The organism is Priestia filamentosa, from assembly GCF_900177535.1.
GTDB classification, from domain to species: domain Bacteria; phylum Bacillota; class Bacilli; order Bacillales; family Bacillaceae_H; genus Bacillus_I; species Bacillus_I filamentosa.
In genome coordinates, this window is the sequence record NZ_FXAJ01000002.1 from 289,891 (window position 1) to 311,379 (window position 21,489).

25 protein-coding genes and 1 riboswitch are annotated in these 21,489 nt (G+C 35.1%); of the genes, 11 read left to right on the forward strand and 14 right to left on the reverse strand.

Features of this window, described 5'->3' with window-relative positions; all coding sequences use genetic code 11:
• Positions 1-169: 169 nt before the first annotated feature.
• From B9N79_RS26865 to B9N79_RS08600, 5 genes are all read left to right on the forward strand, one after another.
• The gene (locus B9N79_RS26865; RefSeq protein WP_312669447.1) at positions 170-406 is read left to right on the forward strand and encodes a DUF3231 family protein; all 237 of its coding nucleotides are present in this window, start codon (positions 170-172) and stop codon (positions 404-406) included.
• Positions 315-1,163 carry a DUF3231 family protein gene (locus B9N79_RS08585; protein ID WP_312669448.1) on the forward strand — a complete coding sequence of 283 codons (849 nt, stop codon included), beginning with the start codon at positions 315-317 and terminating at the stop codon, positions 1,161-1,163. Before B9N79_RS26865 ends, B9N79_RS08585 begins: the two co-directional genes overlap by 92 nt.
• Before the next feature lie 323 nt (positions 1,164-1,486).
• Positions 1,487-1,666: a hypothetical protein gene (locus B9N79_RS26375; protein WP_205635666.1), complete on the forward strand. Its 180-nt coding sequence runs from the start codon at positions 1,487-1,489 to the stop codon at positions 1,664-1,666.
• A gap of 486 nt (positions 1,667-2,152) precedes the next feature.
• A complete protein-coding gene (locus B9N79_RS08595) occupies positions 2,153-2,788 on the forward strand; it encodes a suppressor of fused domain protein (RefSeq protein ID WP_019395504.1) in 636 nt (211 codons plus the stop codon).
• Positions 2,789-2,904: 116 nt separating this feature from the next.
• Positions 2,905-2,983: riboswitch (ZMP/ZTP riboswitch) on the forward strand.
• A 183-nt stretch (positions 2,984-3,166) separates the two neighbouring features.
• Complete coding sequence (locus B9N79_RS08600; RefSeq protein WP_019395505.1) at positions 3,167-4,366, forward strand: phosphoglycerate dehydrogenase; 1,200 nt, start codon at positions 3,167-3,169, stop codon at positions 4,364-4,366.
• 64 nt (positions 4,367-4,430) lie between these two features.
• Here the strand turns inward: B9N79_RS08600 and B9N79_RS08605 are convergent, their stop codons facing one another.
• On the reverse strand, positions 4,431-5,333 hold the full coding sequence (locus tag B9N79_RS08605) for a LysR family transcriptional regulator (protein ID WP_046217149.1): 903 nt from the start codon (positions 5,331-5,333) through the stop codon (positions 4,431-4,433).
• A gap of 109 nt (positions 5,334-5,442) precedes the next feature.
• Between B9N79_RS08605 and B9N79_RS08610 the strand changes: the two genes are divergently transcribed.
• The gene (locus B9N79_RS08610) at positions 5,443-6,057 is read left to right on the forward strand and encodes an NAD(P)H-dependent oxidoreductase (protein WP_040057844.1); all 615 of its coding nucleotides are present in this window, start codon (positions 5,443-5,445) and stop codon (positions 6,055-6,057) included.
• Positions 6,058-6,796: 739 nt separating this feature from the next.
• On the opposite strand, the gene B9N79_RS08615 is transcribed toward B9N79_RS08610, so the two are convergent.
• A complete protein-coding gene (locus B9N79_RS08615; RefSeq protein WP_019395509.1) occupies positions 6,797-6,970 on the reverse strand; it encodes a hypothetical protein in 174 nt (57 codons plus the stop codon).
• Between the two features lie 273 nt (positions 6,971-7,243).
• Between B9N79_RS08615 and B9N79_RS08620 the strand changes: the two genes are divergently transcribed.
• A complete protein-coding gene (locus B9N79_RS08620; protein WP_019395510.1) occupies positions 7,244-7,942 on the forward strand; it encodes an endonuclease V in 699 nt (232 codons plus the stop codon).
• Between the two features lie 199 nt (positions 7,943-8,141).
• Entirely contained in the window at positions 8,142-9,404 is a 1,263-nt protein-coding gene (locus B9N79_RS08625; protein WP_040057842.1) for a glycoside hydrolase family 18 protein, read from the forward strand.
• A gap of 343 nt (positions 9,405-9,747) precedes the next feature.
• Here the strand turns inward: B9N79_RS08625 and B9N79_RS08630 are convergent, their stop codons facing one another.
• The 11 genes from B9N79_RS08630 to B9N79_RS08675 form a co-directional block, all read right to left on the reverse strand.
• Positions 9,748-10,251 (reverse strand): DUF1648 domain-containing protein, encoded by a 504-nt coding sequence (locus tag B9N79_RS08630; RefSeq protein WP_085118117.1) that lies wholly within the window; start codon positions 10,249-10,251, stop codon positions 9,748-9,750.
• A gap of 402 nt (positions 10,252-10,653) precedes the next feature.
• The gene (gene murI, locus B9N79_RS08635) at positions 10,654-11,457 is read right to left on the reverse strand and encodes a glutamate racemase (protein WP_019395514.1); all 804 of its coding nucleotides are present in this window, start codon (positions 11,455-11,457) and stop codon (positions 10,654-10,656) included.
• Between the two features lie 134 nt (positions 11,458-11,591).
• Complete coding sequence (locus tag B9N79_RS08640; RefSeq protein ID WP_085118120.1) at positions 11,592-12,758, reverse strand: ABC transporter permease; 1,167 nt, start codon at positions 12,756-12,758, stop codon at positions 11,592-11,594.
• Positions 12,759-13,295 carry an AAA family ATPase gene (locus B9N79_RS08645; protein WP_312669776.1) on the reverse strand — a complete coding sequence of 179 codons (537 nt, stop codon included), beginning with the start codon at positions 13,293-13,295 and terminating at the stop codon, positions 12,759-12,761.
• Positions 13,288-13,470 carry an ATP-binding cassette domain-containing protein gene (locus B9N79_RS26485; protein ID WP_240516678.1) on the reverse strand — a complete coding sequence of 61 codons (183 nt, stop codon included), beginning with the start codon at positions 13,468-13,470 and terminating at the stop codon, positions 13,288-13,290. Before B9N79_RS26485 ends, B9N79_RS08645 begins: the two co-directional genes overlap by 8 nt.
• A 91-nt stretch (positions 13,471-13,561) precedes the next feature.
• Complete coding sequence (locus B9N79_RS08650; RefSeq protein WP_085118123.1) at positions 13,562-14,104, reverse strand: chromate transporter; 543 nt, start codon at positions 14,102-14,104, stop codon at positions 13,562-13,564.
• A 22-nt stretch (positions 14,105-14,126) separates the two neighbouring features.
• On the reverse strand, positions 14,127-14,738 hold the full coding sequence (locus B9N79_RS08655; protein WP_019395518.1) for a chromate transporter: 612 nt from the start codon (positions 14,736-14,738) through the stop codon (positions 14,127-14,129).
• Positions 14,739-15,288: 550 nt separating this feature from the next.
• Positions 15,289-15,951 carry a CAP domain-containing protein gene (locus B9N79_RS08660; RefSeq protein WP_019395520.1) on the reverse strand — a complete coding sequence of 221 codons (663 nt, stop codon included), beginning with the start codon at positions 15,949-15,951 and terminating at the stop codon, positions 15,289-15,291.
• Positions 15,952-16,094: 143 nt separating this feature from the next.
• Positions 16,095-16,295, reverse strand: coding sequence for a hypothetical protein (locus B9N79_RS08665; protein ID WP_085118125.1), 201 nt, complete (start codon positions 16,293-16,295; stop codon positions 16,095-16,097).
• A gap of 224 nt (positions 16,296-16,519) precedes the next feature.
• Positions 16,520-16,846 (reverse strand): AzlD domain-containing protein, encoded by a 327-nt coding sequence (locus B9N79_RS08670; protein ID WP_019395523.1) that lies wholly within the window; start codon positions 16,844-16,846, stop codon positions 16,520-16,522.
• Positions 16,843-17,568: an AzlC family ABC transporter permease gene (locus B9N79_RS08675; RefSeq protein WP_019395524.1), complete on the reverse strand. Its 726-nt coding sequence runs from the start codon at positions 17,566-17,568 to the stop codon at positions 16,843-16,845. Before B9N79_RS08675 ends, B9N79_RS08670 begins: the two co-directional genes overlap by 4 nt.
• Before the next feature lie 96 nt (positions 17,569-17,664).
• Between B9N79_RS08675 and B9N79_RS08680 the strand changes: the two genes are divergently transcribed.
• Positions 17,665-18,213 (forward strand): helix-turn-helix domain-containing protein, encoded by a 549-nt coding sequence (locus tag B9N79_RS08680; RefSeq protein ID WP_019395525.1) that lies wholly within the window; start codon positions 17,665-17,667, stop codon positions 18,211-18,213.
• Between the two features lie 452 nt (positions 18,214-18,665).
• Here the strand turns inward: B9N79_RS08680 and B9N79_RS08685 are convergent, their stop codons facing one another.
• Positions 18,666-19,178 (reverse strand): DUF3231 family protein, encoded by a 513-nt coding sequence (locus B9N79_RS08685; RefSeq protein ID WP_040057836.1) that lies wholly within the window; start codon positions 19,176-19,178, stop codon positions 18,666-18,668.
• 306 nt (positions 19,179-19,484) lie between these two features.
• On the opposite strand from B9N79_RS08685, the gene B9N79_RS08690 reads away from it, so the two are divergent.
• On the forward strand, positions 19,485-20,717 hold the full coding sequence (locus B9N79_RS08690; RefSeq protein WP_040057835.1) for a cytochrome P450: 1,233 nt from the start codon (positions 19,485-19,487) through the stop codon (positions 20,715-20,717).
• Positions 20,718-20,877: 160 nt separating this feature from the next.
• Positions 20,878-21,441, forward strand: coding sequence for a PadR family transcriptional regulator (locus B9N79_RS08695; RefSeq protein ID WP_052264281.1), 564 nt, complete (start codon positions 20,878-20,880; stop codon positions 21,439-21,441).
• The last annotated feature ends 48 nt before the right edge of the window (positions 21,442-21,489 follow it).

Here is a 21,489-nt window from a genome sequence, read left to right on the forward strand (position 1 = left end):
GCGTTTTATTTTTGGTGGGGAAAACTATAAAGAAATATGAAGTAAGATGAAAAATACTTCCTCTACAATGTATGTTTTAGAGTGTGAGGCAAACGATAATAAAAACTACTTTGTTATAAAGTATCGCTAAAATATAAGAAAATAAAATTTGCAATATGGAGGAATCACAATGTCGCAACATCCTTCTATCTCTTCTTCTGAAATTGGAGTCTTATGGATTACATACCAACAAAAAACCATGGTCGCCCGAATGTTAGAATATTTTATTGGAAAAGCTGAAGATGATGAAGCAAAAAAGATTATGAAAAATCTTTATGAAGAAATTAACCCATATATCATATATAGAGAAAATACAAGGGATATGTCAAGAAGAAGAAATTCCCGTTCCAATAGGATTCACAGCTGAAGATGTGTATAAAGAAGCACCTAAGCTATATGACAACGGATTTGATATTATGTTTGTTCGGTTAATTAAAGAAATTAGTATGGCTATGCATACTTTGAACTTAACGATGTTATATCGGAAAGATTTAAGAGAAATATTTCGTGAATTATCAATCGTTACCCAAAAATATTTTGATTTCTGTACAGCGTATTTAATTGAGAGAGGGCTCATTCCGAAGTCGCCTTTTGTTGACCCTGTAAAATCTATCGAATTTGTTAAGGATGCGAGTTATTTAGGTATCCTGAATCCTATCAAAGGAAAAAGATCATTAAACACTGTCGAAATGGCTCATATCTATCATGCTATTGAATCAAATATGATGGGAATGCAAATGATTTTTGGATTTGCTCAGTGTGCTGAAACCAAAGAGGTTGGAAAGTTTTTTTCTAAAGGAGGAGAACTTGCTAAAAGTATGATTAAAGAGTTAAGAAACTTCTTTTTAGAGGATAACATCCCTGTTCCAGGAATAGCAGGGGGGAACGTCACAATATCTACAATTCCTCCTTTTTCAGATAAAATGATGCTTTATTGTGTAAGTCTTTTTTGCAGTTTTTCGCTAGGAGGAAATTCGCTTGGGACGGCTTTTAGTTTGAGAAATGATTTACCCGGAAAACTGTCTGTTTTTATGAAAGATATTTTTCAATATGCCCATGAAGGAGCAAAAATTATGATCAAACATGGGTGGATGGAAGAACCGCCTCAAATTATGAAGAAATAACAGTAACAAACCTTGTGCTTTAAAAAGTACAAGGTTTGTTACTGTTAAAGTCTATCGGATGGACGAGTCCTGAAATACATGTTTACTTTCCGACCTAGGGTAAGAAACAAAGACGGAACATTTTTCGCGGTCGTCCACGTCCTGGAGGCTGTTCTTCTCCACAAAGATCTGCCAAATTTACGATTTTAGGATTTATTATAGATAAAATTATCCCGTTAAAAATCCCTATTGTTATATGGGTTTCTCTTCTTGCATTGTTTGTCTCTTCACCAATTTGTCCCGGGAATGATTTTATTGTAGAGCAAACAGAGAAAATTAATTTTATGGCTATTGCTACTCCAATTCTTGCTTATGCTGATTTATCATTTAGAAAAGATTTAAAAGAGTTTAGAAAATTAAGCTGGAGAATTGTCGTTATTTCAATTGTTGTTTATACAGGTACATTTGTACTTTCAACTCTTATTGCAGAGTTTGGATTTCGTTTAACAGGGAAGTTTCATTGATTGAATAAAAATAGTTCAAGTCTGTTGGCTTGAACTATTTTTATTCAATCAATTTGTTATCTTTTTGTAATCGGAAATTTACAGAAATTATAGAGGGTAATACTTTATAATAACTTATAAAATAAACTTCAATTTTCTAGTGGTAAATAATATCTAAAAGGTTATGTAATAACTATAATTCACTTGGTTTTCCCTTTTTTCCTTTACTAATAGGGGTATATATACGTTAAGAAAATACCTTTCGTATCAATTATGAATAAGCTATATCTCGTTTTTCTATATGTACTCCCCTCTTTAGACCTGTGAGAATGTATTCATTTCCATAAAATATGCCAGAAAGGATTTATTGTATTCGGAATTACGATAAAATAAAGAAGTAGATAAAAATGAACGGGAATAGAGAAACGGAAAATAAGTGATTAAAAGTAAAAGCATAGAAAAAGAAAATGCTTTTATAGGCTGTACTTTCAGAGGAGTTGATGAGGCATGATAAAGCATGAAGAGTTGCTTTCGCATATAGAAAAACACGTTGGGGAAATTGATGGATCGCTTGGAGAAATCGTTCCTGGAAGCGATGTCACAGTGAATCTACATATTATTAAGCCAACTGAAAAAAGAGAATGTACAACGCTTGTTACAACAGGAATGAGTGATTTACCAATGAAAGGAGAAAGCGTAGATGATGAGCTTCAGTTTGCTGAACTTATGATCTGTCTTCCGTCTACATGGCCGATTACAAAGGAGGAGCTTGTAAAACCAGAGAACTATTGGCCACTTGGATTCTTGCGACAAACTGCTCACTTGCCACACCTTTTTGAAGGGTGGATTGATGAAGGAGTGATCATTCCAAATGAGGAACCACCTATCCCTTTTGCCCGTAACACAGAGCTTTCAAGCTTGCTTGTAATGCGACCAGAAAAGGAAGGGCTTCGTGTTTTTGAAAAGAACGGCAGAATGGTGAATTTTTATCAACTTGTTCCTCTTTATGAAGATGAAAGAAAGCTAGCGATGAAAAAAGGTTCTCAAACTTTAATTCATAAATTAAAAAAGCAAGTAGATACTCCTCATGTATTAGATATTGAGCGGAAAAATACAGCAAAACCATTTTGGAAGATAGGTTAGGAGCATAAAATAGAGGATAATGTAGAAAGAAAATATTGATAATTTAAAGAAATTATAAAAATTTCACAACAGTTATTGAAAATCACTGAACAATTTGGTAAAGTAAAATCATTCAAAAGGCTGTATGTGACTGGCGAAACGCGGATTACCGTGAGGGAGCATACAGTGTCGTAGCCGTTCGCCTGGGCAGAGGTAAGGGAGTTTATTTCCCTTGCCTCTTTCTATTATAGGAGGCTGATAAAGGCAGTTGCTACTATATAAAAACTCTATTATGATAAAGTTACAGATTGTAAAAAGATGAAATAACCATATTATTTTTAATTTTTATTTTATTAAGAATTCGTAAATGATTATTACGAAAAAAGAGGAGCCAATACAATGACCACAACGATCTTAGAAACAGTAAAAACGATTAAAACTTTAAATGCAATTGCTCAAACAGGCCTAAATGTATTCAATCAACCAAATTTCAAAGTTGATGATGAAAGTGAAAATCCAGATGCATATGTTCTTCGCAGCTTTAATATGCATGAGATGGAACTTGGAAACAACGTAAAAGCAATTGCGCGCGCTGGAGCTGGTGTAAACAACATCCCAGTTGATAAATGTACGGAAAACGGTATTGTTGTTTTCAATACGCCTGGAGCAAATGCTAACGCAGTTAAAGAACTTGTTTTAACTTCTTTAATGGCTTCATCTCGTAATCTATTTGATGGAATTAGATGGACGAGAACGTTGGAAGAAGAAGGCGAAAAGATTCCAAAGCTTGTTGAAGCAGGCAAGAAGCAGTTTGTTGGGAAAGAAGCGAAAGGAAAAACATTAGGGATTATTGGTTTAGGTGCTATTGGAGCACTTGTAGCAAATGATGCTCTTGATTTAGATATGGATGTTATTGGCTTCGATCCATTCATCTCTGTTAACACAGCATGGAACTTATCTCGTAACGTACAGCGTGCAATGACAATTGAAGAGCTTTTTGCAAACTCTGATTACATTACAGTTCATGTTCCGCTTACAGATAAGACAAAAGGAATGTTTAATAAAGAAACGTTTAGCATTATGAAAGAAGGCGTTCATATTCTAAACTTCTCACGCGGTGAGCTAGTAAATGAAGATGATATGAGATTAGCTCTTGAAAGTGGAACAGTTGGAAAATATATTACGGACTTCCCGAATGAAAATGTGTTAAAAATGAACAACGTTATTCCGATTCCACACCTTGGTGCTTCAACAAAAGAATCAGAAGAAAACTGCGCAAGAATGGCAGCACATCAAGTGAAAGACTTTCTTGAAACAGGAAATATTAAAAATTCAGTAAACTTCCCAAATGCTTACATTCCTTACACAGGAAAAAATCGTGTTACAGCATTTCATAAAAACGTACCAAACATGGTTGGTCAGATTACGAATGCTATTTCTAGCTATAATTTAAACATTGCCGACATGGTGAACCGTAGCAGAGGCGACTATGCGTACACAATGATCGATATTGAAGGTGATGTGAGCGATGAGATCATTCCAGGTCTTGAAGCGAAAATTAGAGAAATTGGTGGCATTGTAACAACACGTATTATCTAATCCATATTTATTAAAACCCTTCCGTTCTTTCATAGAACGGAAGGGTTTTTTTATGGGCAGGATTTTAGCAGAAGTTTTCTTTTCGCTGAAAATAATCAATTGTCATCTTTTTGAAATCATGCAAAATAGGAGAAAGCCATTTGTTTTCATGAAAAGCCATTTTTGTGATAAGTGGTGGAAGAGAAGCGTTCCAAGAAAGAGATTGTAAGTCTCCATTTTCTATTTCTCGCCTTACCGTCATTTCGGGAAGAAGAGCGATGCCAAGGTTGGCAGCTACACATTTTTTAATCGCTTCAATGCTTAAAAATTCAATGGCATTTGTAAGAGAAACTCCGTATAGTAAAAGTTCTTTTTCAAAAAGGGTGCGATAAGAGCATCCGTTCTCTGTTAAAAGCAGTGTTTCATTTTGTAAATCTGCTGTTTCAATAATAGAAGTTTTACTTAAAGGATGCTCAGGAGATGTAACAAGTAAAAGTTTTTCTTCTAAAAGTGTTTCTGTTTGGATATTGTGATGCTCTTCCTCACGATCTGTGATAAAGGCAACATCAAGTGTTCCTTCCTTTAAATCTTGGGCTGCCTTTTTGTCAGAATGAGCTGGCTTAAATACAAGACGAACGAGTGGGTACTTTTGTTTGAATTCTTTCAAAAGATGTGGCAAGCGATATGTACACTGACTTTCTTGGGCCCCAATCCTAATTGTTATTGTTTCTTGACTATCACTAATCGTTTTCTTCGCTTCTTCACTCAAATTGACGATAGTTTTTGCATAACTTCTAAATTGATGTCCTCCTTCAGTTAGAATCAATCTTTTTCCAAGTCTGTCAAACAGCGGAGTTTCGAGCTCTCGTTCAAGTGCTTTAATTTGAGCCGTAACACTAGACTGAGCATAGTTTAGCATTTGAGCGGTCTTTGTAAAATTTAGTGTTTCACTAGCTATTAAAAAAGTATAAAGCTGTTTCAACTCCATTTTTTCTCCTCCTTAATCGATAAAACCGATTATTAATATCGAAACTATCATCTGTAACGATTATAACCTTTCTTGTAGTCTTATAGTAAGAGAAAAAGGAGGACGAAAAATGAAAAAGATTCTACTTATTAATGGACATGAGCCTTTTAAAAAAGCACAAGGAAAATTGAATCAGCATCTTTTTAAGCATATGGAAGTTGTCTTGGGGAATTTTGTAATTAAGAAGACCGTTGTTACTGAAGGATATTGCGTAGAAAAGGAAATAGAAAAATTTAAATGGATGGACGCTGTTATTGTTCAAACCCCTATTTATTGGTTCAGTGTTCCAGGTCTTTTTAAGACATATATGGATACTGTTTTTTTAGAAGGAGCCTTTTTTGAAAAAGCGAAGAAATTTGGGCATGGGGGTCTCTTGACCGGAAAACAGTATCTTTTCTCAACAACATGGGGAGCCAATGAGGCTGTTTTTAATCGAAAATCATCTTTTTTAGAAGGGAAAAGTGTTGATGATGTGCTTTTTCCGCTTCATAAAACATTTCAATACTGTGGAATGGATGCTCTGCCGTCTTTCTCTGTTTTTAATGCAATGAGAAATCAACATATACAAAATACATTAGAAAGTCTTTCAATCCATCTTAACCTTCATATAAATCAACCAAAAGAGAAAAGCACGTTTACAAAAGAGTTAGCACAAATTGCAAAGGGAATGTTGCCATATCATTGAAAAGGTGTAAAGGTGACTGTATTTCTGCTTCGAAAAGTTGTTAAACTGTTTTTAGTAATTTTATTTTGATCAATAGGAAAGCTTCCCTTTTTAAAGATAAAGAGTAAGAAGAAAAGCTAATCTTCATAATGTTTAGCTTTTCTTCTAGTTAAAAGTACCCCTTGAAACAAAAAAGAGCAGCAAGCTATTATTCATCGCTCACTGCAGGGAAGAGTTGACTATTGAGAAAAGTAAAGCTATGTCGAACAATTTAATGATAACACATATTTCCTTTGAAGGAATAATTTAAAAAATAAATTATAAAAGAGAGTTAAGGTTTAGGGAACAACTTTATATTATTCAGATGAATTAAAAGGGATATTTAGATGGTCCAACTGGAACCTCTAAAAAGTGATTACGAAGATCCAGATGAGGTTAAAAGAAGGGTTAGAGAAATATTTAGAGGTCCTTTTATGATGGCGAATTTTCCTAAACAAAATAAGAAAAAGCCCGTAGCTGGTACTACGAGCTTTCAAATAAGGTCTATGCATTCCTGATTGATTTAATATTATCGCATTAATCTTTCAAAATCAAGGAAGTTGCTCATAAAGTTAAATATTTTAGTTTCTACTCAAAACAAGGGGATGAAGAGTGGGGATATATGGAAAAGAAAGGGAACGATGGCTCAGATACAGCTGCCAGATTAAACAATATGTTTTTGATGATTATAAAAAAAGAGAGCACAAGCGCTCTCTTCTCTCTAACGACGATGTTCAACAAGGTCAATTACCCCTAATACAACGTGAGCTAACCCAAAACCAAAAACCGTATTTGCAATCATTTTATTAGATCCACGGTTTTGTTTCAGTGCATAACCAGTAGCTGTTACAGCTGTACCTAATACAGTTGGAATCATACCCTCACGAATATCCATGGTTATTTCCCTCCGCATCGAAGTTAGTTAAGGTGTGTAAACACCAATTTTATTATGTTCTTATTGGATAAAAATATGTAATGGAAAACAGAAATATTTATTGGCATATTTTCGATAGTAAGTGAGAGGCTTCAGCTCTCGAAAGAACTTTTTCTATGAAAAATTCTCACATATCAATGATTCGAAAAAAAGATTCTAATTGTATACCTCTAGTGTGGAATAGTAAAATTAAATCGTAAAGACATAGAAGAAATAAAAGGGAGAGGGCAAAAAATGAAAAAAGAGAATGAAGGATTAATAAAACAGTTTACTGGGATTCAGGAGGAGCTGCTCCCTCAAGTTAAATTAGAAAACAACTTTTATAAAGAAGAGATAAGTTTAGTCGCAGGAGTTGATTTAGCTTATTGGGAGAATGATACTAAGCACTATGGAACATGCTGTATTGTTGTCGTTGATTATCATACAATGAAAGTTGTTGAGAAAGTACATAGCTATGGCGAAATTACTGTTCCTTATATTCCTGGTTTTCTCGCTTTTCGAGAGCTTCCACTTATTATAGAAGCCGCTAAAAAACTAAAATCATCACCAACTGTATATATGTTTGATGGAAACGGCTATTTACACTACCGTCATATGGGCATTGCTACTCATGCTTCGTTTTTTCTGAAAAAGCCAACAATCGGAGTAGCTAAAAGTTACTTGAAAATAAAAGAACAAGATTTTACAATGCCAAAGCAGGAAGCTGGTGCTTTCACAGATATTATAATTGATGAGGAAGTATATGGGCGAGCGCTTCGTACAACAAAAGGAGTAAAGCCTATTTTTGTCTCATGCGGGAACGAAATAGATCTTGCTACAAGTACAGAAGTTGTGATGAACTTTATTAACAATGAAAGTCGTTTACCTATTCCTGTTCGTCTAGCAGACCTTGAAACACATAAAGTTCGAAAAGAGTTAAAAGATAATTTGTAAGGGAATGAATAACGGCCAGGAAGAGAAGTCAAAGGAAACTTGGCTTCTTTTTTTGATTGAAAGATGTGAATCTTTTCATTATAGAAGACTGAGAAAAGTACCAACTTTTTTATATAAAGCAACCTCTTCTTTCATATAGATAACATGATGGCTTTTTATAAGAGATTGGAGAGAGAAAAGGAATAGGGGAGGAACGCACATGTTTGTTCATGTGGTGCAGACAGGTGATAGCTTATTTTCGATAAGTAATAGATATCGTTATCCTGTTGCTCAACTTCGCGCTGTTAATGGGTTAGAAACGGAGAACATTGTTCCAGGGCAGGCTTTACTTATTCCTCTTTATGTGTATACAGTACAGCCTGGTGACACACTTCGTACTATTGCTCAGAAGTCATATGTTTCTCAGGAACGGTTAAGAAGAGAAAATCCTTCAATCAATTTTAATGCTCTACAACCAGGGATGAACGTGAACATTCCAAACACATCAAATTATATCGCAGGCACGCTTCAATATTATGGTGTGCGTAGTCCAGAGCTTGATCGTGAATTAATCAATGATTTTGCACCATACTCTTCTTCCATTGCTATTTTTGAATATCATTTTGGACCTAATGGAGACATTGTAAACAGGTTAGATGACTTAGTTGCTATTCAAACGACGTGGCAAAACCGAGTGACCCCTCTTGTTACGATTACCAATTTAAAGACAAGTGGATTTGACACTGGCGTCGCTCGTCAAGTATTAAACAATCCAACTGCAAGAACAAATCTTATAAACAATATTGTTTATCTCGTATCAACAAAAGGTTATGGGGGAGTTAATATTGACTTTGAACAAATTCGATTTGAAGATCGAGATTTGTTTACTGGATTTTTGCGCCAGTTAGGGGATCAGCTTCACTCAAGGGGATATGCTTTAACTATTGCAGTGCCAGCCAAAACAAGTGAGGATATTTCATGGTTAAGAGGATATGACTACGGAGGAATTGGAGCTGTTGTCGATTATATGTTCATTATGGCTTATGATTGGCATCATCCAGGAAGTGAACCAGGTCCTGTTGCACCACTTGTAGAAGTTGAGAATACAGTCCAGTTTGCGATTAACAGAGTGCCGAGAAGAAAACTCATCATTGGGGTACCTTTATATGGGTACAACTGGAACATTCCGTATATACCAGGAACGGTCGCTGCTGCTATCTCAAACCAGAATGCTATTGAAACAGCAATGAAATACGGAGCACCTGTGCAGTATTCTGAAACATATAAGTCCCCTTATTTTCGTTACAACGATGAAAACGGGCAGAGGCATGAAGTATGGTTTGAAGACGTAAGAAGTATGAGTGAAAAGATGATGTTAGTAAAGCGGTATGGACTTCAGGCAATAGGGGCTTGGCAACTTACGCTTGGTTTTACGCCGGGACCATGGCTCTTACGAAAATTCTTTACGATTAGGAAATTATGAAGCATGTTACCTCTTTATCATCTTCTTTTATAAAAAGTTTAACAATCTTATTTGCGACAGACATAATATGGATCGAGGGACATATATGTATTAAGAATTTACTGAAGAAATGCAGCTATCTTATTCATCAGGTGATTATCAAGGTTATCCAAGCCCGCGTCCGCCGTATTATCTATCATATGCGGGATATTACCCAGGGTATCCTATATAGCCGTACTATCCAAGACTATATCCGTATCGCTTTGAAGAGGAACATTGTGATGAAGATTTGTAAGTAAAGGATACTATTGAAAATATTTGAAAGAAGAAAAGCCATTGAAATTGTTTATTCAATGGCTTTTCTTCATTTAATATGTCTGCGCTCTAAAAGATTTATAACGATTGGAAGAAGAGTGCTTATAAGCATAAATGGTAGGAACCATATCCCTATACGGAATCCCCAACCGAGCGAAATAGAGACGGACTCAAATACAATAAGAGAAAACACTATCAAACATATATTTTTAAGCCTATTTACCAGCCTACGACTGTTTAAGTAGAAGTGAGCGGCATTGTTTTCGTTAAAACGCTCTGGATAGTTATGAACGTGTGGGAATTTTTCAAGCAATGTCATTAAGATAAGAAGAAAAGTGCTTATGCCTGGAAGTAAAAGTAGCTCCCACTTTGATCCCCATCTGTTCACTTCTCCTGCTATATTGTAGTGAGCAGGAACTTTAGAAGGGATATCATACCAGGAAAAAAGTAAGAACAAAATAGAACCAACATAAAACAGGATTCCAATAGCATTCCAGATTTTCTCCTTCTTCGTTTGAGGAATGTGTAGAAGCGGTCGATTTGATGAGTGCATATTTTTTACCTCCTTGTTTTACTATACGAACAAAGCGGCGAAAAGTTTTCTGATTTTTATTCAAAAAAGTACTTGAGCTTCTCACTACGTTACTCTTTATAGTGGGAATATCTGAACTAAAGGAGCGATTGTAGTGAAAGGAGCATACCCTATGCCATTGGTTGTAAAGCTTGCTGTTCAGGATATAAATACGGCGATTCTCTGGTACCAAACTTATTCTTCCGTTTAAGTCTAAATGCAATCTCCCAAAGGAAGAGGGAAAGTGATGATGGCTCATTTACGGGATGAGAAATATCAAGATATTATGTTAGTGCAAGAAAGGAATAAGGAGCCGAAGAGAAAAAGGGTTTGAGGAAATTGTTAAAGACCTGATAGGATAAGGAACTAAAAAACCAACCTTGTTTATACAAGGTCAGTTTTTTGAACTTTTTCATGTTTTCCTTTTTCAAGAAAGTGAAAAGCTTTTTTCATCTTTTGTTCGTACTCTTTTGCGCCAGTTGAAGATGTAAATGTTACACTTTGCTCACCAGCAGTGTTCAGCATATTGCGCTCCTTCAATACGTATTCTAACCTTTTAACAGTTCCGATACTTCCATCAATAAATTGAACAGTTGGTGGAAACATATCACGAAGAAGTCCTCTATAAAAAGGGAAATGAGTGCATCCAAGTACAACAGTACCATATTGGTGAAGATCTAGCCCTTGTACTTTCGACTGAAAATAGGCTTTTAATGTGTCCTGATCAAAGTTCAGATGTTCACAATATTGAACAAGTTCTTGAAGGGGAATCGAATCAATTAAAGATTGATCGTCAATCGTCTCGAGTAAATGCTTATATTTAGCTTGTTTAAGTGTTAGCGAAGTAGCAAAAACAAGGACTCGTTTATTTAAGGAACGACTAATTTCAAGCGCTGGCTTTGCAGCAGGTTCCATTCCGATAATAGGGATGTTGTACGTAGCTCTTAATGTTTCAATTGCAATACTTGTTGCTGTATTGCATGCTACAACGAGCGCTTTTACATCTTGTTTGATAATTTCCTCTGCTGCTTGCAGCACGTAAGACTTTACTTCTTCTTTTGTTTTGCTTCCATAAGGAACGTGCAGTGTATCTGCATAGTATAAAAAACTTTCGTTAGGAAAATGTTTTACAGCCTCATGCAAAACAGAAATCCCACCAAGTCCTGAGTCAAAGAAACCAATTTTCATTTTGTTCACCTGATATTTTTATAATATGATGTATAACTAAAATTTCCATAACCATTATACCGAAACATAGCCACGTTGAACAGTCGGACTTGTATAAACGGGGCAAATGAACTAAAAAGAATAAGCTTTTTTTCTTAAAAATATTTTCTTTTAGCAAGAAAAAATAAAATGCCGTTTCCCATGAGGAACATGATGGCTTCTTTGAGAGAAAAAAAAAGAACTGTTGCTGCGCCAAAAGCAACGAGCCCAAAGAAATATGGAGTTACGGTAACTTTTAGGGCTAGTTTATGCACTTTTTGTATATTGAGTAGCGATTGGTCTTTTAAAGATTGAATAAATAAACGCCATTCGTTATTCACAACCTGTTTGAAAAGAAACAAGACAAACAGTAAGGAAATTTCTTTCATCAACGTATTGGAAATAACGATAATGGCGATAAGTGAATACAACACAATCTGTGCAATCATTCGCAACGTTTTGGAATTTCGAATCGTAGTTTTAATAAAAGAATCAATAATTGTATCTTCTATTGTTTCATTTCTAAATAAATACGTTCCTTTAAATAAACGATTTGGCTTTGATTTATAATCAAGTGCATCTGCTTGCTGGAGAATGATTTCCCGAAGGCGATTGCTGTTTGACAATTCTCTTTCAATCTCTTTGTCAATGAAAAAGGGGCCATTCACTTTTACAATAATAAGCAATATAACAAATAAACTGCCAAAGCCCCAAATATAAGGAGATAGGCTATGTATGTAAAGAATGCTGTACAGAGCTAATGCAATAGCAAAAATTGTGAAGAATTTTACTAAACATTGCACAGTATATCGCCATCTTACCGTTTCAATTATGTAAAAACAAAGCGAACGGAAAAGTTGTAAAATCGCCCCTGTTATAATATAAGCAGAGAAAGAAAGTGAATAGGAAAGATCACATAAAAAAGGGTAGAGAAGCGCAAAGAGAAGAAAGTTAGTGACGATAATCTTTCCACTTGAATATAAGATTCCAAAACTAACAATCTTTTTTATAAACGGTTTGTTGAGAGCTGAAAATACTTCATCTGGTTTCTCTAGGAAAGTGCGTATTTTCCCCCATAAAAGATAGAAAAAGAAAACAAAAAATAGATACTTATCCATAAAATGAATAAAGGAAGGAGACGTATTTCCTAAGTAATACAGATAGAAAACAATGAGAAATAACATTCCAGGAATGAAGACGTATAACCAAACAGTCCAATCAGCAACCGTTTTTATAATAGCGCATGGTTTCACGTAGTTTTCGTCTAAAAAGAGCCAAAGCATTCAACTTAGGGCTTCCTCGCTTTCTTGGGGTTTGTAAAAGCATTCAAGAAGTGGTTTGGAAGGTAAACCCGCTTTTTGTCTAATCTCTTCAAGATTCCCTTGTGAAAGTATTTTTCCCTCGTGGAGAAACACAAAAGAGTCACAGTAGCGTTCAGCTGTATCCAACACATGCGTACACATTAAAATACAGGCTCCTCTTTTTCGTTCCTTTATAATGAGGTGAAGTAAATCTTTTGTTGCTTTTGGATCAAGTCCGATAAAAGGTTCATCAATGATAAAGAAGTCAGCTTCTGTTATGAAGGAGAAAAGCAGCATTGCTTTTTGTTTCATTCCTTTTGAAAAGTGAATGGGAAAATGGTCAAGCTTTGTGTCTAAATTGAAAAGAGAAAGAAGATCCTGTGCTCTTTTTTCATAAACTTCCTTAGGAATGTGGTGGAGGGAGGCTTTTAAGCGAATATGTTCCCTTAGTGTTAAATAATGATAAAAAGAAGGGTGTTCAGGTACATATGTTTGAATTTCATTTTCTGTTTTAGTAATCTTCCCTTTTTAAGAAGGGCATTGTACCAATAATAGATTTAATTGTCGTACTTTTCCCCGCTCCATTTGATCCAATAAGTCCTACAAGTTGTCCTTTCTGAATCTTGAAGTAGACATTAGAAATAATTTCTTGGTTTTGTACATAACCCGCTTTTTCAATATTTACAGAAATCATAAAAAAATCCTTTCATTTCCTTTTTATCACTATTATAACAAAAATACTTTATCAGGTTATAAAAAAGAGACTTCATCATGAAGTCTCTTTTTTAAGAGTAAAGAGCAATGCCTACAAGCCCTGATAAAATAATTACGTAAACTGGATTCCAGCGCAGTTTTAAAAGCGCAAATAGAGATAACCCACAAATTACGATTAAACTTATCGTATGAAAGGAAGCATCTAAACTAACAAGGCCGTTTGAAACAGCAAATTTGATTGCTGAATAAATAATTAAGCTAACTACAATAGGGCGAAGGCCATAGAATACTGATTTTACGATGGGATGATGATGGAGTTTTTGAAACGCTAAAGCGATAATAAGAACCAAAATGACGGAAGGAAGAAGAATTCCAAGCGCAGAAACCACCGCTCCTTTTAAATTTGCCATCGAGTATCCTACAAGAACAGCGCTATTTGTGGCAATCGGACCAGGAGACATACCGGCGATTGCAATCATGTCTGTAAATTGTTGGGGCGTCATCCATTCGTGTCTTAATACTTCGGTTTGAATAACAGGAATAATGGCATATCCACCTCCAAAAGAAACTAAACCAATAATAAAAAATGTTTTAAAAAGCTGCCATAACAGCACAAATCTTTCCCCTTCCCGCAAGTTAAATCATGTAGTGCCAGTATTTATCTTCTTCATCCTCTTCTTCTTTTTCGAATGTGACGGTATAACCAAGACGTTTTTTAATAGAAACAACAGCAATGCCTATAATGCCGCCTAAAAGAATAATTAAGATAGGATGAAACAGAAATAAAAGGGGAATCCCTACGATAAAAATGGCAATGGTTGTTTTGTCTAAAAGAGCTGTTCTGCTCACTTTTATGGCCGCGTATAAGATAAGTGCTACAACGGAAGCGCGAATAGCCATAAAAGCAGCTTCTACTTTCGGGTTGTCTTGAATGAAAATATATAAAATTCCAAGTGCAAGAATGATTCCGAACGTTGGTAAGGAAACGCCAAGAGCAGCAGCAATTAGCCCTTTTACACCGCCAACTCTTTGCCCAATAAAAGTAGCTGAATTCACAGCAACCGCTCCAGGTACCGATTGTGAAAGGGCAAGAACGTCTGTTACTTCTTCTTTTTTTAGCCATTTTCGCTTTTCAACAATCTCTTTTTCGATAAGCGGAATCATGGCATATCCGCCACCGAATGTAACAGGACTAATCTTTAAAAATGCCCAAAAGATGTGAAAAAGCTTTTTCCATTCTTCTTTCATAAGTGTCCTTCTTTCCTAGCAAAGAGTATGTAAAACATAATTTCTTTCCTATTATAACACTGTCAACTACAAGAGAGACAAATATACATAAAAAATAGGACATCCGAGTTGGAGTCCTATATAATATCTAAAATTTAGAAGTTAAGTTTTCAGCAAAATAGGGTATAGTGAATAAACAAAAAAGTTTATTTAGCTTTTACTTTAATGATTGCTTCGCCGTAGCTCGTCATAGATTGCTTATAAGTCATTTTTAACATTTCAAATAGTGAGATGCATTTTTTCATGATACCGATCCCCTTTACGAAATAATCTTTTATTATTATCGAACATAACCCTTACTTTTGACAAAGAGAGTGAAAACGGGTACATTTTCCATGAAAACGAAAACATGAAGGGGTTTTAAGGGGTATACTCTATTTCTCTTAATTTTTCGTGAAATTTCTCTTGATTACATACAAATTTGGCTTTTTCTTTTGAAAGGATAGCCAACTTTCCTGAATACTGAGTTTATGTCATAAAAAAAGGCCTTCTAACGTAGAAGGCCTTTTTTTTATTTTCCGATAAACTGCTGTGTCCAGTAGTTTCCGTCTTTTACATATCCAACACCAATATGAGTATATTTATTGCTTAAAATATTTGCTTTATGACCAGGGCTATTCATCCAAGCTTTCATTACTTCAGCAGGAGTTTGCTGACCTTGAGCAATATTTTCTCCAGCTGCTTTATATGTAATTCCAAACTGCTTCATCATATCGAATGGTGAACCATATGTAGGAGAATTATGATCGAAATAGTGGTTGTCATGCATATCTTGTGATTTAAGACGAGCTGTTTTTGAAACTTCGTTATCAACTTGAAGTGGCTGTAAACCAGCTTTTGCACGTTCTGCGTTTACAAGTTTTACAACTTCTTGTTCATAGGCACTTACGCTTGATTGAGAAGAAGTTGGTGTAGTTGTGCTTTGATTTTCAGGTTTTAAACGAAGAATAGAACCAACTTTCATGTTATATGGATCAACGTTTGGGTTTAATTTCATTAACTCTTTATAATCTAAGCCATAACGTTTCGCGATAAAGTAGAAAGTATCTCCTTTGTCTACTTTATATGCTTCAAAAGGTGGTTCCTTATACATTGTCATGGCACTTGTACTTGTTGCTGCAGCTCCGCCTGCAATAGACAGGGCCAAAGCAGATGCAATAATCGTTTTTTTCATTATGCTCTCTCCTTAGCTATGTATATTGTAATCTCGTTAATACAATAGCGTGGCTAAAGAGGGAAAGCTAGGTGTAAATCCTTCCAAGATTGGTACTTTGAATTCGAATAGGTACATTTTAATAGGTTAAAAGATCTGATTTGTTAATGTGTCTCACATGATGTTTTAAACATAAGAAAGAATGCTTCTCGTTCTATTATAACGGTACCTTCTTGATTAAGACATGCTTGTCCAATCTGTTTATTTTCCTCATGCTGTTCTTTCATTTGTAAGAATAAGAAGAGCCCCGCTCCTAAGATTAAAAGAGAAAGGCTAATAGAATAATAGAGTTGTTTTTTCTTCATTAATAATTTGCCTCCTAGGTGAAATAGTGGAATAGGATAAGAGATATTATACCATTTTGTGTAACTTTGTAACTATGAAAAAAGAGGTGTTGGAAATTATTATATTTTTACTTATAAAAATGGAAATAGGGAGAAAAAATGAGGGGATGAGGCAAGGGTGATTTCTAACTTTTCCAAAGATAAAAAGTCTACCAACTATATTTGTAGACTTTTTATCGGATATATTAAAATATAAAGTAGCGGATTCCTGCCATAAGTAAAACGCCAACAATCACAGTCAATGATAAACTTTTTGTCCAAAGGGCAATAAGAGCGGTTGGAATAATGACGGAAATCACGGTCCAGTCTATTTTTAACCCTTGTTCTGTGTGAATGATAAAATTTTCAACAACAAGCGCTGTCAAAATACAAATTGGCACATAAGAGAGCCATTTTAATGCGGGCTGTGGCAGCGCGACGTTCCGCACTATAATAAACGGAAGAACGCGGGGAATAACGGTAACAATGGCACATCCTAAAATAATAAGAAGTGTTGTACTGTTTACATTCATTTATCACTCACCACCCCGATCGTTGCTACAATAACCGTAGAAAGAATAACGGCTACATGTGAAGGAACAAAAAAGGAAAGAACAATCATCGCAATAACCATGTAAATCATCAATCGTAAATAATGTTTTACTTTTTCAGGGATAATACTTTCAAGCTGCAAGACAAGCAGCGCGATGAACATGGCTGTTAAGGCAAAATCAAGCCCGAATTTTTCAGGATTTGAAATTAAGTTACCAAATAGAGCTCCAACAGTGCATGATAAAATCCAAAAAACATAAGCTGTTATATTTAGTCCATTCATCCAACGATCTGTTAGCTTTTCATTTTTTGCGATCTTGCTTGAAGCAACACCAAATGACTCATCTGTTACAAGCATTCCAATTCCTATGTTTTTTAATAAAGAATGTTGAGAGAAGTGTGGAGCAAGCGTCGCACTTAAAAGAAGATGTCGTAAATTAATAATAAAAGTTGTTAAAATAATAGCAGAGATAGAACTATGTGAAGCAAGTAAAGCGCAAATAACAAATTGGGCCGCTCCTGCATAAACGAGTAGAGACAGAAGTGCCACTTCCATAACGCTCAAATGCGATGCAACACCAACAACACCTGCAGCTAATCCAATACTTATGTAGCCTAAGAGAGTGGGAATACAATCTTTCACGCCTTGCGAAAAGGTGAGAGCGTGACTCTCTTTATGACTTGCAGCTTTTTCAGCAATCAAATTACCGCCTCCTTGTATATTATATTATACATATATTTATCATATTGAACAACGCTATGTTATAATAAATTAAAATCACCGTAAAGGAGATTTCTAATGGAAGAAATTCAGCATATTATCGGAAACAACCTTATGAAATTTAGAAAGCAGCGCGGCTTTTCACTTGACCACGTTTCAGAATTAACAGGTGTCAGCAAAGCAATGCTTGCTCAAATTGAGAAAGGGAAATCAAGTCCAACCGTTACAACCCTTTGGAAGATTGCGAACGGTCTTAATATTTCGTTTTCAGAATTTATTAAAGAGGACAAGCCAGATGTTCGAAAAGTGCATATAGGAGATTTAAATGCGATCACAGATGACGAAGAACAATATCGTGTATATCCATTTTTTCCTTATCATCCTGAGAAAAAATTTGAAATTTATATTGTAACCCTTGAGTCTGGTTGTGTTCATGAAGCAAAAACACACTTAGGAGAAGAGTACTTATTAATGAAAGAAGGAGAGCTTACGATAAAGTTCCAGGATGAGGAGCATCTGCTTTCATCAGGCGATGCGCTTAACTTTATGGGAAACCTTTCTCATAGTTATATGAATACATCAGCACAACCTGCAAGCTTCTTCTTACTGATGTATTATTCAGAATAACAACGCTTTGAACACTTTTACATAAAACAAACAAGCGGCCTGGTCATAAGGCCGCTTGTTTGTTTATTCTTTTAGATGCTGTATTTTGTGCTGTTTCCATGTTTTTAGCACGCTCGGTACTCCAATCACCATACTAACCATAGCGCTCTACATTGCATAACCCCATTCTCCTGTAAATGCTGAGACTCCTATAAAATAGAGGAATTGCCCAAAGAGAGCAAACAGGGAAGCAATCCAAGCAGATGTTAGCTTCTTTTTCATGCTATTCCTCCTTACTTACTAGAGTATAAAGCTCAGGGCGGAGTTAAATGATAAAGCCAGTAGAATGAATGAGCTTCAAGGTAATTATGTTTTAACGTATATTTCTAAATCGAAAAGTATTTGTATTTCTTCTAAAGAACAGAAAAATAAAAAAGCACTCTTCTAGTGTTGAATTAGAAGAGTGACTTTTATTAGCAATCTTTTTGCTTGAATGTATGAAGAGGGGGAGGAACTAACCAACCTTTTTCTTTATTAAGGCGTAAAAACTTTGCTGCAATTGTAGCTTTTTGCATATGAATTTGAGCAAACATCGTCGCTAAATCTTCTCGAATTGATTGACTAATAAGTTGGCTACAAGTTACTAATCCTGCTCCGATTTCTATTGAGACAGCAGCGGAAATTTCCATATCTTGAAATCTTGCTCCGACTGGGATATCTTCTAAACACGCTTCAGGACGTTCTGGTGGAGAAGGGGGGAGTCCAACTCCGTTTTCTTTTAGAAGTGCTTCGCTTTCTTTAATTTCTTGTTTACATTGATCAATCACTTCTAAAATTAGCTTATGTAAATCTTTATCACCGATATGGTTTAAATAAGTTTGATAAGCTGCCAAACACCCTTTTGTGACACTAACGAACGACCATAACCCAAATACTTCTCCATAATGCATTGGTTCATCTTTTGGATTTCCACTTAAAATACCCATTTTAATCCTCCTTATTAAGGTCATAATTTGCTCCATCTTTTAACAATGGACATATTTAGATTATCCAAAAGCTTTGTTGTTATTCTTTATCATCATGTTTTCTATTCTAATCCTTCTGTGTGAAGCAGATTAAAAAACGAGCAGTTATTTGACAAAAATCAAATAATTCAAGTATCATTATCTTAGTAAAGTACTCTAATTAGAGTACTATATAATGAGTAAGCTATAAATCTTGTCTTATTATCAAAAGTGAAGAGTCTTTAGATGAAAAAAAATCCTACTATTAAAATGTGAAGGGAGATTTTTATGGAAAAAGAAGTTATTGCACTTAAAGAGATTATGAAGGCTAAGAAACGAACGGATGAATTTTTTCCAATTAATTGGTATAAGGAAAAGCTTGAAAGTGATCCTGTCTATTTTCACGAGGAAACCAACACATGGAACGTTTTTAAATATAAACATGTAAAAGAAGTGCTGAGCAACTATAAATTCTTCTCAAGTGAAGGAGAACGAACAACAATTTCTGTTGGCGCCAAAAGTAAAGAAGGTCAAACTCCGGATAAAGTACAGCTCACAAGTGTAGATCCGCCAGCACATCGTAAAAGTCGATCATTGCTATCTGCAGCTTTCACACCGCGAAGTTTGAAAGAGTGGGAGCCGCGTATTCGCCAAATTGTTAGAAACCTTTTGGATAATATAGAGGAAAACAGTGAAAATGATATTGTCCAAGTACTGACAGGGCCTCTACCAGCTGTAGTTATGGCTGATTTGTTTGGTCTTTCAGGTACTGATCAAATGTTATTTAAAAAATGGGTTGATATTCTCTTCCAGCCGTTTGATAAAAACAAACAAGAAGACATTGAAGCACAGAAACAAAAGGCTGCGAAAGAATATTACGAGTATCTTTATCCATATGTAGCAGAACGACGCTTTAATCTTTCAGATGATATTATTTCGGATTTAATTCGAGCAGAAGTAGACGATGAGAAGTTTACAGATGATGAAATTGTACGCATAACAATGATGATTTTAGGAGCGGGTATTGAAACAACAAGTCATATGTTAGCTAATACATTTTATGCGCTGTTATATGACGATCAATCGATATATAAAGAATTGCGCTCTAATATAAAACTAGTGCCGAATACGGTAGAAGAAATGCTTCGCTATCGCTTTCATATGTCAAGAAGAGACCGTACTGTAAAACAAGATAACGATTTGCTTGGTGTTCCTCTGAAAAAAGGAGATGTCGTAATTGCATGGATGAGTGCGGCGAACGTTGATGAAGAAGTATTTGAAAATGCATTTTCACTTGATATTCATCGTTCCAACAATAAAAAGCATTTAACATTTGGAAGTGGCGCGCATTTTTGTCTTGGTGCACCGCTTGCAAGATTAGAAGGGCAGATTGCACTCGAAGAATTTGTTCAACGATTTTCTAAAATTGAGCCTGTAGAAGGATTTGAATTAGAAGAGAATTTAACAGATTCAGCAACAGGTCAATCTTTAACACATCTTCCCCTTAAAGTATATAAGTAAATACGAACAAAAAAGGAGCAGCTCTTTTGGGCTGCTCTTTTTTGAGCTATACTAATGTTTATTGACATGATAGAAACGCTAAGAAATTTAAGGTACACTGAGATGGAAATAATATTAATAAAAGTTATTTGTTGAAACTGTTAGAAAGTGGGGCAATTTTATGTCACTGTCACTGGAGATTTTTATACTGGGTATTCTAAGTGAAGGACACAGTCATCCGTATGAAATCAAGAAAACGATCTTGAAAAATTTAAGCGATGAGGAAAACCTTAAAATAAAAGATGGTACATTGTATTATCGATTTGATACGTTACTAAAAAAAGAACTTATTCAAAAAGTAGAAATCGTTCGTGAAGTAAATCGTCCTGATAAAACAATGTACGCTATTACAGATAAAGGACGAGAAGTATTAAAAGAAGATATTTATAAAAGCTTTAAAAACTTTTCAAATATCAAAACAGTCTATTCATCCATCCTTTTTTTAAAACATGTAGATCTTCAAATTGTTATGTTTCTTGTTCAAGAAGCAATTGAAAAAGTAAAGAAACAAAGGGAACAGTTAATAAATGAAAGTGCTGCAGAATGGTGGGAAAGTAGGGAAACTGAAATAGACTATGGCAAAAAAGAAGATTATCATTTTGTTAAAAACCATTTTAATGAAACAATAGATTTCAACTTAGCGGGCCTTGAAAAATTTCTTGCGTTTCTTAAACAAAAACAATAAAAAACGGCCCAACAATATGTTGGACCGTTTTTTTTGATAAGTATAAAT